This is a genomic window from Streptosporangium sp. NPDC049078 (assembly GCF_040648855.1).
Lineage (GTDB): Bacteria > Actinomycetota > Actinomycetes > Streptosporangiales > Streptosporangiaceae > Streptosporangium.
On sequence record NZ_JBEZEL010000009.1, the window covers coordinates 247,764 to 260,799 of the forward strand.

The following is a 13,036-nucleotide window of genomic DNA, read 5'->3' on the forward strand; positions in this document are numbered from 1 at the left end:
CGAGCCCTCAGCAAACCCCCGAACCCTCAGCAGACCCCCGAACCCTCAGCAGACCCCCGAACCCTCAAAGGAAAGAAGCTTCGCCATGCTCTCGATCGCTCGCAGCGAGCTGATCCAGATCTTCAGGAACCGGCTGGTCCTGGTCACCAGTCTCGTCATGCCCATGGTGGTCAGCGGGTTCTTCATCTACCAGCACGAGGGCTTCGCCGCCATCGGCAGCCTCGGATACATCGCGGCGATCACGATGTTCACCGTGGGGGCGTTCGGGCTCTACACCACCGTGGTGACGACCCTCGCCTCACGTCGGCAGAATCTCTTCCTCAAGCGGCTCCGCTCCACCGCGGCGAGCGACAGTGAGATCATCTCCGGGCTGATCCTCCCGGTCGCCGTCATCGCGCTCGTCCAGGTGGCCGTGATCATGACCGTTCTGGCCGCGGTCACGGGCCGGCCGGACAACGTCCTCCTCCTGGTGGCGGCCGTCCTCTCGATGCTGGTCATGATGCTCGGCCTGGGACTGGCCACGGCGGGAGTGACGAACTCCCCCGAACACGCCCAGGTGACCACGCTGCCCGTCAGTCTCGGCGCCATCGCCGTGGCCAGCTGGGTGGGAATCACCGGCACCGAGGAACTCGCCCTGCTCAAACGGCTGCTCCCCGGCGGCTCGGCCACCGAACTCGCCGTCAACGCCTGGAACGGCGGCGTTCCCTTCACCGACTCCCTGCTCCTCCTCGGGCCCACCCTGGGCTGGGTGATCGTCGCCGTCGTGCTCGCCTCCCGGATCTTCCGCTGGGAGCCGCGCCGATGACGCCCCTCGACGTCGCCGACCGTAGGGGAGTGCCTCGTGTGCTCCTGCCTCGGCGGCGGGACGCGAAGGGCTGTCGTGACGTTTCCGCAGGTCAATCCATTTAATCCATGAAACGGTGTCACCGGTGGTGCCCCGGAGCGAGAGGAATGCCGGGACGGACTCCGCTGTTCGACCCTGGAGAGCCGTTCCTGCGGGACCACCGCGCGATGCCGCCGGCTGTGGACACGGCCGACGCGTACGACCTGCGGCTGTGTACGACCCGCGGCCCAGCGGCCCGACCGCGAGGACCGACCGTCCGGCGACCAGGTGAGGATCAGTGAGCCCGACACACGCGGTGCCCCAGGCCACCGAGTCCACGCGAGGGCGGCTGCGCAGGCTCAACCTCACCCTGTTCCTCCCGCTGCTCATCGGCGTCGGGGTGCTGACGGTGGTGAAGGACGCCCGGACCTGGGGGGATGCCCTCGTCCTGAGCGCGGGCGTGGTGGCGGCCCTGGTGGTCTTCGTACGGTGGGCGGCGGGCGACGTCCTGCGCGTCGCGATCCCCTGCCTGATCGTCACCGCCGCCGTGTGGCCCTTCTCCGTGTTCGTGGTCGGCGGCGGCATGGCGTTCTACGGCATCTCGATCGTGGCCTCCCACGTCATCCCCCAACTGCCGCGCCACCGGGTCGCGGCGGCCCTGGGAGTGGTCGCCTACGTCGCCGCGGTGGGGGCGACAAGGCTGCTGATCACCCAGGAGGTCGACTCCTCCGCCCTGATCGAGTACCTCGTCTTTCCCACGGGAGGCACGGCCGCGGTTATCGGTCTCATGTTCCCCAACAAGCGGTTCTACGGCCTCGTCGAGGAGCTGGAGGAGGCGCGAGAGCGCGAAGCGGAGCTGGCCGTCATCCGCGAACGCGTCCGGTTCGCCAGCGACCTGCACGACATCCAGGGCCACACCCTGCACGTGGTGAAGCTCAAGATCGCGCTGGCGCAGAGACTCGTCCGCAGCGACGCCGAACGGGCCGAGCAGGAGCTACGCGAGGTGCACGCCCTGGTCAGCGACACCATCAACCAGACCAAGGAGCTCGCCTACGCCCAGCGGCGGCTCAACCTCTCCGCGGAGCTGGAGAACGCGAAGAACCTCTTCGAGGCCGCGGGCATCCACGTACGCGTCGACCGCGAGGCCGAGGTCGACGCCCGCGCGGGCGAACTGCTCGGCCTGGTCCTGCGGGAGACGACGACCAACATCCTGCGGCACGCCCAGGCCAGGCAGGTGCGCGTCACCCTCTCGGAGTCGGGCATCGTCATCGTGAACGACGGCGTCCCGGACGCCCCGCTTCCCCCGCTCCGAGGGCTCGCCACCCTCAGGGAACGGGTGACGACGAACGGGGGCGAGCTGACCGTGGAGCAGAAGGACGGACGTTTCCTCACAGCCGCGACTTTCCCCCACGGCCCCTCGAACGCCACTCCCTGAACTGTGGAAGGAGAATCGACGACCTGTGAAAATCGACGACCTGTGGAAGGAGAATCGACCGACATGACCACCGTGGTGCTCGCCGACGACGAGGCCCTCCTCCGCAAGGCGCTGGCCGCTTTGCTCCCCCTCGAAGGCGACATCACCGTACTCGCCGAAGCGGAGGACGGGGAGACGGCCGTCCAGGCCACCCTGCGACACCGGCCCGACGTGCTCGTCATCGATCTGGAGATGCCCGGCGTGGACGGCCTCGGCGCGGTCGCGGAGATCCGCCGTACCCGGCCCGACCAGGTGATCCTCATGCTCACCCGCCACGCCAGACCCGGCGTGCTGCGCAGGGCACTCAGGCTCGGCGTCCAGGGCTTCGTCAGCAAGTCTGCCGAACCGGCACACATCGTCTCGGTCATCACCACCCTGCACGAGGGCAGGCGGTGGATCGACCCGGACGTCTCCGCCCTCGCCGTGATCGACGACTGCCCGCTCACCGACCGCGAGCTCGACGTCCTGCGAGCGACCGGCGAAGGCTACTCGGCCGCCGACATCGCCACCCGGCTCCACCTGGCCGAGGGCACGGTCCGCAACTACCTCTCGAACGCGATGCAGAAGACCCAGACCCGCACCCGCCACGAAGCGGCCAGATACGCCCGCGAACACGACTGGCTGTAACCGCCCGAGGCCGGTGAAGAGGAAGGCCCCTCGATGTCATGGCGCCTGCCGAACGTTTCTGGTTTCGACGTCACCGCAGGCTACGTCGGTACCCGGGCGACGGTGCCCGGCCGGTCCACAGGAGAGGCGGCCTCCGACCTGGGAACACCGGTGGGGCGGGGCCGAGAGTGAGCTCGAACCTGGTCGAGCAGGCTGCTCGGCGTACGAAACCGGCCGCGGGATTCGGGCCGGGATATCAGGCTGCCGCGCGTTCGCCGACGGGGCGGCGGCGCAGGGCCGCGGTCTGCAGGGCGGGCGGCAGGTAGTCCTGGTCGAGGGCGCCGACGTCGGTGCCGGGCGGGACGATCTCGTCGATCCGATCCAGGACGTCGTCACCGAGCCGGACGTCGATGCCGGCGAGGAGGTCGTCGAGGTGGGCCATCGTGCGAGGGCCGGCGATGGCGCTGGTGACACCCGGGTGGGCGATGGTGAATGCCATGGCGAGGTGGGTCAGGGGCATGCCCGCCTCCTCGGCGACGGGGATGAGTCGTTCGACGACGTCGATGCGGCGCTCGTCGTTGAGGTGCCTGAAGAAGCCCGCGCGGCTCAGGTCGTTCTCCCCGTTCTTGCGCACGCGGCCGGTGAGCATGCCCTGACCGAGCGGACCCCAGACCATGACGCCCATGCCGTATCTCTGCGCGACGGGCAGGACCTCGCGCTCGATGCCGCGGTTGAGCAGGGAGTAGGGCGGCTGCTCGGTCCGGAATCGCTCCAGGTTCCGGCGCTCGGCGACCCACTGCGCCTCGACGATGTCGGAGGCCGGGGTGGTGGAGGAGCCGATCGCGCGGATCTTGCCGCTGCGGATCAGGTCGGTGAGCGCGGAGAGGGTCTCCTCGACATCGGTCGTGGGGTCGAGGCGGTGGATCTGGTAGACGTCGATGTGGTCCGTCCGCAGCCGTCGCAGCGAGTTCTCGACGGCGGTCGTGATCCAGCGCCGGGAGGTGCCCCGCTGGTTGGGGTCCTCGCCCATCGGATTGCCGAACTTGGTCGCGAGGACGACGCTGTCACGGCGTCCCTTGAGGGCCCTGCCCACCACTTCCTCCGAGTCGCCGTAGGCGTCGGCGGTGTCGATGAAGTTGATGCCGACGTCCAGAGCCTTGTGAATGATGCGTGCCGACTCCTCGGGCTCGTTGCCCATGCGCGTGGCGTACATGAGGGTGCCCAGTGCGTAGGGGCTGACCTTGATGCCGGTGCGCCCCAGGGGACGGTACTGCATGGGGTTTCTCCTCGGGGTGTGGTGGAGCGTGCGCGGGGTGCTCTACGCTCCATCTAAGCGGAAAAGCTTTCCGGAACTATACGGAAAGCTTTTCCGGTTACGCAACCGGAGGGATCTCATGACCGAGAAGACAGGGCCGTCCCGCCGCATGCGCGCGGACGCGCAGCGCAACGTCGACGCCCTGATCGAGGCGGCGAAGACGGTCTTCGACACGACCGGTGTCGACGCGCCCGCGAAAGAGATCACCGACCTGGCCGGACTCGGCGTCGGAACTCTCTACCGGCACTTCCCGCTGCGCTCGGACCTGGTCAAGGCGGTCGTGGAGAGCGGGATCGACGCCGTCGCCGCGGCAGGACCCGAGCTCAGCGCCGCCCACGAGCCCGCGGAAGCGCTCGCCCGGTGGCTGCGCCGGTACGCCGAACTCCTGGGGACCAAACGAGGACTGGCCCCCGCCCTCCACTCCGGCGACCCGGCCTACGAGACCCTCTCCGGCTACTTCATCGACAAGACAGGCCCCGTTCTCACGGCACTGCTCGACGCCGCCGTGGCCGACGGGTCGGTGCGCGACGACGTCAGCGCCCGGGACCTCCTGTACGCCGTCGCCAACCTGTGCATGCCTGTACCCGGCGAAGGCCACGACCACAGCCGACGGATGGTCGCGCTGCTCATCGACGGACTGCGCACCCCGCACCGGCGTGTCTCCTGCGACTCGTCGCACTGACCGGACGGGGGTTGTAAGAAACTTGGTCGCCGTTTGTCCGGCTTGAGGGTGATGTAGAAGGGGGCGGCCTCAACTGCCGGCCGCATTCTGTCAGGAGTTCTAAGCGGCAGATACGGTCTGGTGCTTTTGATCGTTCAGAGCGGTTTTGCTGTATTAAGCCGTTCTTGTTATTCGATGGCATGTAAACCCCGAGGACTGAAAGCAGTGCGGCAACGATGCCCCCAGTCGTGTGCCGACCTCGATCTCGGCGTGGCGATCATCGCGGGGCGTATCAACGTAGGCGCGTGCATGCAGGAGTGCTGCAGGCAGAGGACTGATTTCGTCTTAAACTTACGGCGTAGGCCCTGTGTCAGCAGTTGGAGTGCATGTAGGGTGAGATCGTGTTGATCAGATTCGGAGCCACGAACCATCGCTCCATCAGAGGGCCAGTCGATCTTTCGATGGTCGCAATCGATCGAGATCGCGAAGAAGCGCGCCCCGTACCGCTGCTCGGAGAGAGCCTTCTACCAATTGCGGCGATATATGGACCAAATGCCTCTGGAAAGTCAAACGTCGTAGCAGCGCTCTCCTGGTTGTGCGATGCGGTCAGTTTTTCTTTTCGTTTTTGGGAGGACGAAATACCGGTTGAGCCGTTTGCCTTTGGTGATGGCCGTTCACTTGCGAGTGAGTTCAGCGTCGAAGTCATAATCGACGGCGTTCGTTTTGAGTACATACTTGAGTTGGACCGCGAACATGTGATCTATGAAGGCTTGTTTCACTATCCCGAGAAAAAGCGCAGGAGAATATTCGAACGAGAAGAGTTGGAGCTGAAGCTGCAAAGAGGGCTTGGCGGTCTGTCCGGCACTCGCGAACTTATGACGCACAGGACTCTGGCACTCTCGATCGCGCGCCGGTTCGATGAACCGCTGGTGTCGGAATTCACGCGAGAGCTTCTAGGCATACAGAACCTTGGTCACATGCCCAGGCGTAGCAAGTCGCGCCTCCCGGCGGGAGCGTATCGAAACCCAAGTCATCGCTCAACAATTCGCTGGTTCGAAGAGGAGGGCAACCAGCTGACCCTTTTCGATGACAACGAACTTGGCGGGAGATTTATCGGAGTTCGCCAACAAGCATTGGCGCTGTTGCGTCTGGCCGACCTTGGCATCGAAGACGTGGTCATCGATCGCCGAGAGGTCATCTATTCCGACTCGGAGGTGCGTACTCAACGCAGGGTGCGACTTCTACATAAGACCACAGAGGAGAGCGTCCCGTTTGATTTAGATGTCGAGTCAGAGGGTACGAGAACATGGTTCGCTCTGATCGGCCCAGTTCTGACTGCCCTGCGGCAGGGTTCGGTCGTCCTGTTCGACGAGCTGGACGCGAGCCTGCACCCAACCTTGTCAGCGGAATTGCTACGGATCTTCCGTAGTCCGGTGACCAATCCACGCGGTGCTCAATTGATCTTTACGTCTCACGACACCAGTCTTCTGAATCACCTCAATCGAGACGAAGTCTGGCTGACCGAAAAGCAAGCCGACGGCTCCACCCGCCTCGGCGCATTGGCTGATTTTTCCGGAGAGCGTGTGCGCAAATCGCAGAACCTTGAGAATGCTTATCTTCACGGCAGGTTCGGCGCGCTACCCCAAGTGGACCAGACTGCCCTGCTGCGCGCTCTTGGATTAATCGGCTGATGATTTCGAGTAGGCGCCAAAGGGGCGGAAAATCACTGAGAAGGACCGCTGAAAAGCGGCCTGAGCTCCGCACGATAATGGTCTTCTGTGAAGGGCAGAACTCTGAACCCGATTACATAAACGGCCTGAAGAGGCTTCCACACATAGCCGAAAACACCGCGCTGAGCATAGAGATCCATCCCGAACAGGGCGTGCCTCTTACTTTGGTCAAGAAGGCCATGGCGTACAAGAGCGATCCTGAAATCGATGAATGTTGGTGCCTTTTTGATGTGGAGTGGCCCCAAAATCACCCGAACCTGCCGCAGGCAATAGATCTCGCGAGGTCGAACGGGATAAACCTTGCGATATCAAACCCGTGTTTCGAGCTGTGGCTGATCTTGCACTACAGCAACTGCAGTGCATTTATGGACACGAATTCCGCAGACAGTCGATCCCGTTCGCTGGACGGCCGATCAGGAAAGAGGATCGACCCCGAAGTCTATATGCCTCTAAGAAAGAAGGCGGCCGAGCACGCCAAGCGCCTCGATGCACGGCACGCGCAAAATGGCACATCTTTTCCACATGACAACCCATCCTCTGGGATGTATAAATTTCTGCGGAGCCTTGAAGGTGAATAGTGTCGAGGTGCTTCTGTAATTAACGGGCCAGTTGACTGGGCTGGACTGATGGAGGGCGAGCAGACGATCGCCCGCTGCGCTGGTTTCACCGACCACGTATCCGTTGAGAGGGAGACGCGTGATGATATTCACGAGGTCTTCGTGGCCCTCACGATTGGCTGCCGACGACGCCTTACCCTCTGTTGGGACCCCTGAGCGGGCTGCCTCTCACAGCACGATGTGATCCACCCGCACGGCCCGGTCGCCGGGGATGACGATCGGATCCGCGACCTCGACGACACGCTTCTTCGAGTACATCAGTCGCGTGATCGCGAAGACCGGAACTCCAGCCGCGATCCTGAGCAGCTCGGTCTCTTCCGGTGTCGGCATGCGCGTCGCGGTCTCTTCGGTGATCTTGTCGATCTCGATCCCGAGAGTCCGCAGCTGACCGATGTTGCCGCCCGGCCACGGCTCATTATTCGGGTTGGCGACCGGCGTGCCCTCCACGTCAGCGGCCAACAGGCACGAGCGCGCCATTTGGCTCGGGTTGCCCGAGGCGTAGAAGACGAACCGGCGCTCAAGGACCCGGGTTCCGGCCGGGACTCCGAACAGGCCGGCCAGGCGCTCGTCGGCTTGAATCATCCGGTAAGCCTTGTCGAGACGGTACTGCGACCAGGTGATCCCGACATCATGTGTGAAACTCGTCTGCGGACTGTCCTGCGGCCCCGCATCGATCAGGTAGCGGTCCATGCAGATGCGGCGTACAGGCAGACGCTCCCGGACGTACGTTCCGGAGCCCTGGCGCGATTCGACCAAGCCCTCGTTGCGAAGGATCTCCAGCGCCCGCCGGATGAGGATGTCGGAGACCCCGTGCTCCTCGGCAAGGAGCCGTTGCGTCGGCAGCTTCGCTCCTGGGGCGAGCTCGCCCGACACGATCAGTTCTCGCAGGTGATCGGCAATACGGAGATAGGCATGTGGCCTTTCGGTCACGTCTACCTCCTGAATTTCAGTCTGGCCTGACGGGAGCGTACAGGTGGGCCGGTTCCACCATGATCACCTGTCTTGCAACTGACGGAATTAGGCATTGATACTTGGTCGGGATTCTGGAGCCCACCGTCACGCGGACGTTTCTTCAAGGTGTCATCCCGAACGGGTTCCTGTCGTCAGGGCGTGGAGTTCGCGGGCGGCGGGCAGGGTTCGGGCGCGTTCGGGGAGGGCGGTTACGACCTCCCGCATGATTTTGCGTCTGGCGGTTGTGGTGGGGAGGGATGTCGCGATGTTGAGAGCATGGTCGAGCCCTTCGGTCACATCTCGCTCCTGGATTAGCCCCCATGCCTGGATGAGGCCGATGTTGGCCCTGCCTCCGGCCTTCTCTCGTGGGCATGAGGCGAGAGCCTGCTCCAGTATCGGCGTCGCCGACTTCCCGTCTCCCAGCATGGAGAGCACAAAAGCCTCGGCGTACTGTGCGCTTTCCAGGGGATATCCCCACACGGAGATGGGGTCATTGGTCACGGAGTCGGGGAGCCGCTCGTAAACGTCCCTGAAATCGTCGAGAACCTCACGGGCGGGGGCCACCCGCCCGTCTGCGGCGAGAATGCGGCTCCGTGTTTTCAGTGCCTCCAACAAGCCGAGACACGCATGGCCGTCCGCGAGATGCACGGCCTCCTCGACCAGGACACCTGCGGCCGGTCCGGGACGACGCATGTAGAACGACTTGGTGGCCTCTTCGGCGCGTACCCACACGCTCAGCTCACGGTCGCCTGAGGCGTCGGCCGCCGACCGGGCCGCACGCCATGAACGCCAGCATGCGCGGGCGCTGGAGGTTTCAGCCAGATCAAGGGCCATGAAGGCCGCCAGTTGGGCGTAGACGCGCAGCAAGGTGGTGCGGTCGGCCGGGGTGTGGGAGCGCGTCAAAGCAAGGCCCAGGTTACGGATGTCGCCCGCCAGGTCGGCGCTCCTGGAACCCGGTGGCTCGGTCCACACGCCTTGTGCGTAGTCCCACGCGATCTGCTCCCAGTCGCTCACGCTGTTGTCGGCCGCGTCCGTGACCCGCCACAGGTCCGCGTGGAGAGCGTCTACGGCGGAAGCGGGGATGCCGGCACCGGCACCCATCATCGCCAAGAGCTGGAGAAGGGTACGGCGCTCCACATCATCCTCATTACATATTGAGGTGTCTGTTTCCACCTTACTTACCCGGAATCGGTCAACTTCCACAACGAGGGCATGAAGCTCTGAGATCTGCCCATTCGCCTCTAATGCCGTATCGATTGCCCGGACGTTGGTGGTGTCCAGGCGTGAGGCGGCACGCTCCCAGGCGGAGATCATCGTGTGGTCCACGTGGATCATCGCGGCGAGGTCGCGCTGCGAAAAACGGGCATTTTCCCGCCAATGGCGAATAGTGCTGCCAAGCAGGTGCCAAGGTGAATCAGCGGGATTAACCGGCTGGGACGTACGTGGCATTTCGTACTCCGGGATTGGGGAGTTTGGGGGGTGTGCCTCTTCCCCCAGTAAACCTCTTGGATATCTCGTTCGGCAATTCCACTATTACATGGACGCGGCGAAGATCCCCGTGAAATGGCGGAGCCCGCCACGGCACTACACGCCGGAACGGGCCCCTTGATCGGATGGAGGTCCGATCCATGGACGATGATAAATCAACGCCCCGCGAGCCGGTGATTTCCGGTTGGCGGGTCATTCTCAGTGACAAGGGGCGGTTGTGGGCGTCTCGTGTCGTTCCGTTCACCGATGCGGAGTTCGATGCCGGGGCGGCGCGTACGGTCGACGCCGACACTCTCGACGAGTTGCGGGAGGAGGTCGAGCGGCAGGAGAGTGCCGCTCGGCAGGTGAGCGAGCAGGCGGTCTCGTGATCCGGCGCAGGCCCGCGTCCGGCGGAGGGCGGCACCGGGACGGTATGGCCCCCGCTCTCGTTCCCCGGCGTACGTGGGATCACCGTGCCCGTGGTGAGGCGGAGCGGCTGGATCGTGAGTGGAAGGACTGGACCGTCTTCTACGGCACGCACTCGCGGCTGTTCTACGCGATCGCGGCCTGGCCGGTGCCTGGCCCGGTGATCCTCCAGGGGGCCACCGCCGACGATCTCGAAGCCCAGATGTACGGGATCGTGATGGCTCTGGCCGTCCGCCCCGAGGTGGAGGGCTCCGGTACGTCTCCCGGACGGGCGCGGCGGCGGTCTCGTGATCGTCGCGCCGACGACTCCCGCGAGCGCGAGCGGTGGTGCGAACCTTCCGGGATCGCTCGCGGGGCCGGGGGCGACCGGGACTCATGACCCCGGTCGCCGTGGCGGTGCCCTTGTCAGGGGTGGCGAGGGCACCGCTCCCGGCGGACGTCGGGCAGGGCGCGAGGTGGCTTCGGCGTCACTTCTTGATCTTCCTCGATTCCGTGTCCTGGGCGGGGCGATAAATCTCTTGATGAAGTCAAGAGTTGAGAATATAAAGAGATCATGCGTGAAGAGACGGTGGAGGACACGTTCTTCCGTGAGCTTGGCGGGTCCTGTGCTGAGCTGCGGCAGGCATTCGCCCGGCACGTGGGGATGAGCCCTCAGCGAGTGCAGCTGCTCATCCGGCTGTGGCGTGACGGCGAGACCAGTCACAGTGACCTGCGCCGGACACTGAGCGTCGACGGCGCGAGCGTCACCCGGCTGGTCAAGGAATTCGAGGCCGAAGGACTGCTCGGCCGTCGCCTGGACCCGGAGGACAACCGCTACACCCTGGCCGCGCTGACCGCTGCCGGTGAGCGGGTGGCGGCCGATCTGGAGCGAGCACACCAGGCGTACCAGGAACGGCTTCTCGACCGGACCACCCCGCAACAGCGGGAGATCGTGCTGGATGTCCTGCGTCGCGTCCGCGCGAACATCCTCGAACAGGAGGGCCGATGACCGAAGACGTGCGGGCCGCCGCCCGGCGGATGTACGCGGCGTTCAACGCCCACGACCACGCCGCGACGGAGGGGATATTCACGGCGGACTTCTACAGCCACCCTCTGGGCACGACCGGCCCCGCGAGCGTCACCCGGGCATGGCAGGGGTTCCACGAGGCGTTCCCCGATGCCCGGGTCGTCATCGAGGACATGGTCGTCGAAGGGGACACAGTCGCCGTCCGCACGAGCGTGCACGGGATTCCCGGCCGGGAATCACCCACCATGTTGGAGATCTTCCGGGTGCGTGACGGGCGCATCGCCGAGCTGTGGGGGCTGTCGTCGCTGCGACGCGACTCCTGAGGGGGTCGTCCGGCGCGTAGCGGCGACGACGTCGCTCTCGTAGAAGCCGACGGGAGAGGTGCCGGTGAACGCGGGACGAGGCGTTCACCGGCGCCTCGTCAGGCGGGCAGGCCGAGCTTGCCGGCGAGGGCCTCCAGCAGTTCGATCTGATCGTCAGGGGAGACGGGCTTGAGGTTGAGGGTGAGGTGCATCTCGTCCGCGCCGGCTTTCGCGGCGCGTTCGAGGTCGTTCAGCATGGCGTCCGTGAACGTGGCGGGGGTGATCGGGGTGTCGGGGTAGGCCTGGATCGTGTTCACCACGACCGTGCCGGTGCCGCCCGCCTCCCGGTACCACAGGATCTTGGTCCGGGTCTCCTCCCAGTCCAGGGCCACGACGATGAAGCCGTCACCGACGCGCGCCGCCCGTTCGATGGTTTGCCGGGTGAGCGCGCCGATGAACAGGGGGATGGTGTCCCCGAACGGCTTCGGCCCGACCAGGGACGACGGGATCTGGTAGTGGCGGCCGTGATGCGAGACGGGGTCCGGACCCCAGCAGGCCCGCATCGCGGCGATGTGCTCGACGAACCCGGCGCCCCTGCGCGAGGCCGGCACTCCCGCCGCGACGAACTCCTCGGGAATGTAGTACGGCGGTTCCATCGTGCCGCCCCCCTGGCCGATACCGGCGTCGAGACGGCCACCGGACAGCCGGTCGAGGGTGGCCAGCCTGCGGGCGAGGATGACGGGCGACTGGAAGATCGAATTGACGATTCCGGTGCTCACCCGGATCCGCTCCGTGTGGGCGGCGGCCCAGGTCAGGATCTCCAGCGAGTCCCAGACATGGGACTCGGGCAGACCGGCGTCGTTGGTCCAGTCCGGCGCGGCGGGCATGAGCAGCCGTTCGCTGACGGACACGGCGTGGAACCCGAGCCGCTCCGTCGCCCGCGCCACGGCGACGATGGCGTCCGGGCCCGCGTACGGTCCGAAGTGCGGCAGGCTGACGCCGATACGCGGATGGTTCATCTCGTTCTCCGATGATCGTTGAAGTGTGTCCTTTCGATGAGTAGTCGGAGCGGGCATGAGATTTTTGCGCTCTCCCCGGGAGGGATGTCGAAATCTCCGTCCGGATTCGGCCGGGCGGCGACGGAAATACCGTCCTGCCTGGCCGGACAGGTGACCCGACCGGTCAGGATCGGAGAAGCGACCACCCCCGAGCCGCACCTAGCGTGAATGCCATGGACATCACCATCCACGCGAGCTTCCTTCCGCACGACGACCCGGAAGCCTCCCTCGCCTTCTACCGCGACATCCTCGGCTTCGAGGTCCGCAACGACGCCGGATACGCCGGGATGCGCTGGATCACGGTCGGTCCCCCCGGGCAGCCGAGCACCTCCATCGTGCTGCAACCGCCGGTCGCCGACCCCGGAGTCACCGACGACGAGCGCCGCACCATCGTGGAAATGATGGCGAAGGGCACCTACGCCGGTATTGTCCTCTCCACCGACGATCTCGATAGTATTTTCGAACGGTTGCGTGCCGGTGGCGCCGAGATCAGCCAGGAGCCGACCGAGCAGCCGTACGGCGTTCGAGACTGCGCCGTCCGTGACCCCGCGGGCAACCTGGTCCGCATCCAGGAGCTGCGCTGATCCCCCGGGGAAAGCG

Annotated in this window: 15 protein-coding genes; 11 read left to right on the forward strand and 4 right to left on the reverse strand. The window is 65.3% G+C overall.

The window, feature by feature from the left end; genetic code table 11:
* The first annotated feature begins 85 nt into the window (after window positions 1-85).
* From AB0B90_RS17410 to AB0B90_RS17420, 3 genes are all read left to right on the forward strand, one after another.
* The gene (locus tag AB0B90_RS17410; protein WP_362923339.1) at window positions 86-805 is read left to right on the forward strand and encodes an ABC transporter permease; all 720 of its coding nucleotides are present in this window, start codon (window positions 86-88) and stop codon (window positions 803-805) included.
* Between the two features lie 316 nt (window positions 806-1,121).
* Window positions 1,122-2,258 (forward strand): histidine kinase, encoded by a 1,137-nt coding sequence (locus AB0B90_RS17415; RefSeq protein ID WP_362923341.1) that lies wholly within the window; start codon window positions 1,122-1,124, stop codon window positions 2,256-2,258.
* 63 nt (window positions 2,259-2,321) lie between these two features.
* Window positions 2,322-2,924 carry a response regulator transcription factor gene (locus tag AB0B90_RS17420; protein WP_350941454.1) on the forward strand — a complete coding sequence of 201 codons (603 nt, stop codon included), beginning with the start codon at window positions 2,322-2,324 and terminating at the stop codon, window positions 2,922-2,924.
* A 235-nt stretch (window positions 2,925-3,159) separates the two neighbouring features.
* Here the strand turns inward: AB0B90_RS17420 and AB0B90_RS17425 are convergent, their stop codons facing one another.
* Window positions 3,160-4,179 carry an aldo/keto reductase gene (locus tag AB0B90_RS17425; RefSeq protein WP_350941452.1) on the reverse strand — a complete coding sequence of 340 codons (1,020 nt, stop codon included), beginning with the start codon at window positions 4,177-4,179 and terminating at the stop codon, window positions 3,160-3,162.
* Between the two features lie 118 nt (window positions 4,180-4,297).
* Between AB0B90_RS17425 and AB0B90_RS17430 the strand changes: the two genes are divergently transcribed.
* From AB0B90_RS17430 to AB0B90_RS17440, 3 genes are all read left to right on the forward strand, one after another.
* Complete coding sequence (locus AB0B90_RS17430; RefSeq protein WP_362923344.1) at window positions 4,298-4,900, forward strand: TetR/AcrR family transcriptional regulator; 603 nt, start codon at window positions 4,298-4,300, stop codon at window positions 4,898-4,900.
* 380 nt (window positions 4,901-5,280) lie between these two features.
* Window positions 5,281-6,570, forward strand: coding sequence for an ATP-binding protein (locus tag AB0B90_RS17435; RefSeq protein WP_362923346.1), 1,290 nt, complete (start codon window positions 5,281-5,283; stop codon window positions 6,568-6,570).
* Entirely contained in the window at window positions 6,570-7,187 is a 618-nt protein-coding gene (locus AB0B90_RS17440) for an RloB family protein (RefSeq protein ID WP_350941447.1), read from the forward strand. Before AB0B90_RS17435 ends, AB0B90_RS17440 begins: the two co-directional genes overlap by 1 nt.
* 207 nt (window positions 7,188-7,394) lie before the next feature.
* Here the strand turns inward: AB0B90_RS17440 and AB0B90_RS17445 are convergent, their stop codons facing one another.
* The gene (locus tag AB0B90_RS17445; protein ID WP_350941445.1) at window positions 7,395-8,156 is read right to left on the reverse strand and encodes a GntR family transcriptional regulator; all 762 of its coding nucleotides are present in this window, start codon (window positions 8,154-8,156) and stop codon (window positions 7,395-7,397) included.
* A gap of 150 nt (window positions 8,157-8,306) precedes the next feature.
* Window positions 8,307-9,626 carry a helix-turn-helix transcriptional regulator gene (locus AB0B90_RS17450; protein ID WP_362923349.1) on the reverse strand — a complete coding sequence of 440 codons (1,320 nt, stop codon included), beginning with the start codon at window positions 9,624-9,626 and terminating at the stop codon, window positions 8,307-8,309.
* A 179-nt stretch (window positions 9,627-9,805) separates the two neighbouring features.
* On the opposite strand from AB0B90_RS17450, the gene AB0B90_RS17455 reads away from it, so the two are divergent.
* From AB0B90_RS17455 to AB0B90_RS17470, 4 genes are all read left to right on the forward strand, one after another.
* Window positions 9,806-10,033 (forward strand): hypothetical protein, encoded by a 228-nt coding sequence (locus AB0B90_RS17455; protein WP_362923351.1) that lies wholly within the window; start codon window positions 9,806-9,808, stop codon window positions 10,031-10,033.
* 44 nt (window positions 10,034-10,077) lie between these two features.
* Complete coding sequence (locus tag AB0B90_RS17460; RefSeq protein ID WP_362923353.1) at window positions 10,078-10,449, forward strand: hypothetical protein; 372 nt, start codon at window positions 10,078-10,080, stop codon at window positions 10,447-10,449.
* Window positions 10,450-10,623: 174 nt separating this feature from the next.
* Window positions 10,624-11,058: a MarR family winged helix-turn-helix transcriptional regulator gene (locus AB0B90_RS17465; RefSeq protein WP_350941440.1), complete on the forward strand. Its 435-nt coding sequence runs from the start codon at window positions 10,624-10,626 to the stop codon at window positions 11,056-11,058.
* Window positions 11,055-11,399 (forward strand): nuclear transport factor 2 family protein, encoded by a 345-nt coding sequence (locus AB0B90_RS17470; RefSeq protein WP_350941439.1) that lies wholly within the window; start codon window positions 11,055-11,057, stop codon window positions 11,397-11,399. The genes AB0B90_RS17465 and AB0B90_RS17470 overlap by 4 nt, the downstream gene beginning before the upstream one ends.
* A 98-nt stretch (window positions 11,400-11,497) precedes the next feature.
* Here the strand turns inward: AB0B90_RS17470 and AB0B90_RS17475 are convergent, their stop codons facing one another.
* Window positions 11,498-12,397 (reverse strand): TIGR03619 family F420-dependent LLM class oxidoreductase, encoded by a 900-nt coding sequence (locus AB0B90_RS17475; protein ID WP_362923355.1) that lies wholly within the window; start codon window positions 12,395-12,397, stop codon window positions 11,498-11,500.
* 212 nt (window positions 12,398-12,609) lie between these two features.
* Here AB0B90_RS17475 and AB0B90_RS17480 point away from each other — a divergent pair, with 212 nt between their 5' ends.
* Entirely contained in the window at window positions 12,610-13,020 is a 411-nt protein-coding gene (locus AB0B90_RS17480; protein ID WP_350941437.1) for a VOC family protein, read from the forward strand.
* Window positions 13,021-13,036 lie beyond the last annotated feature (16 nt).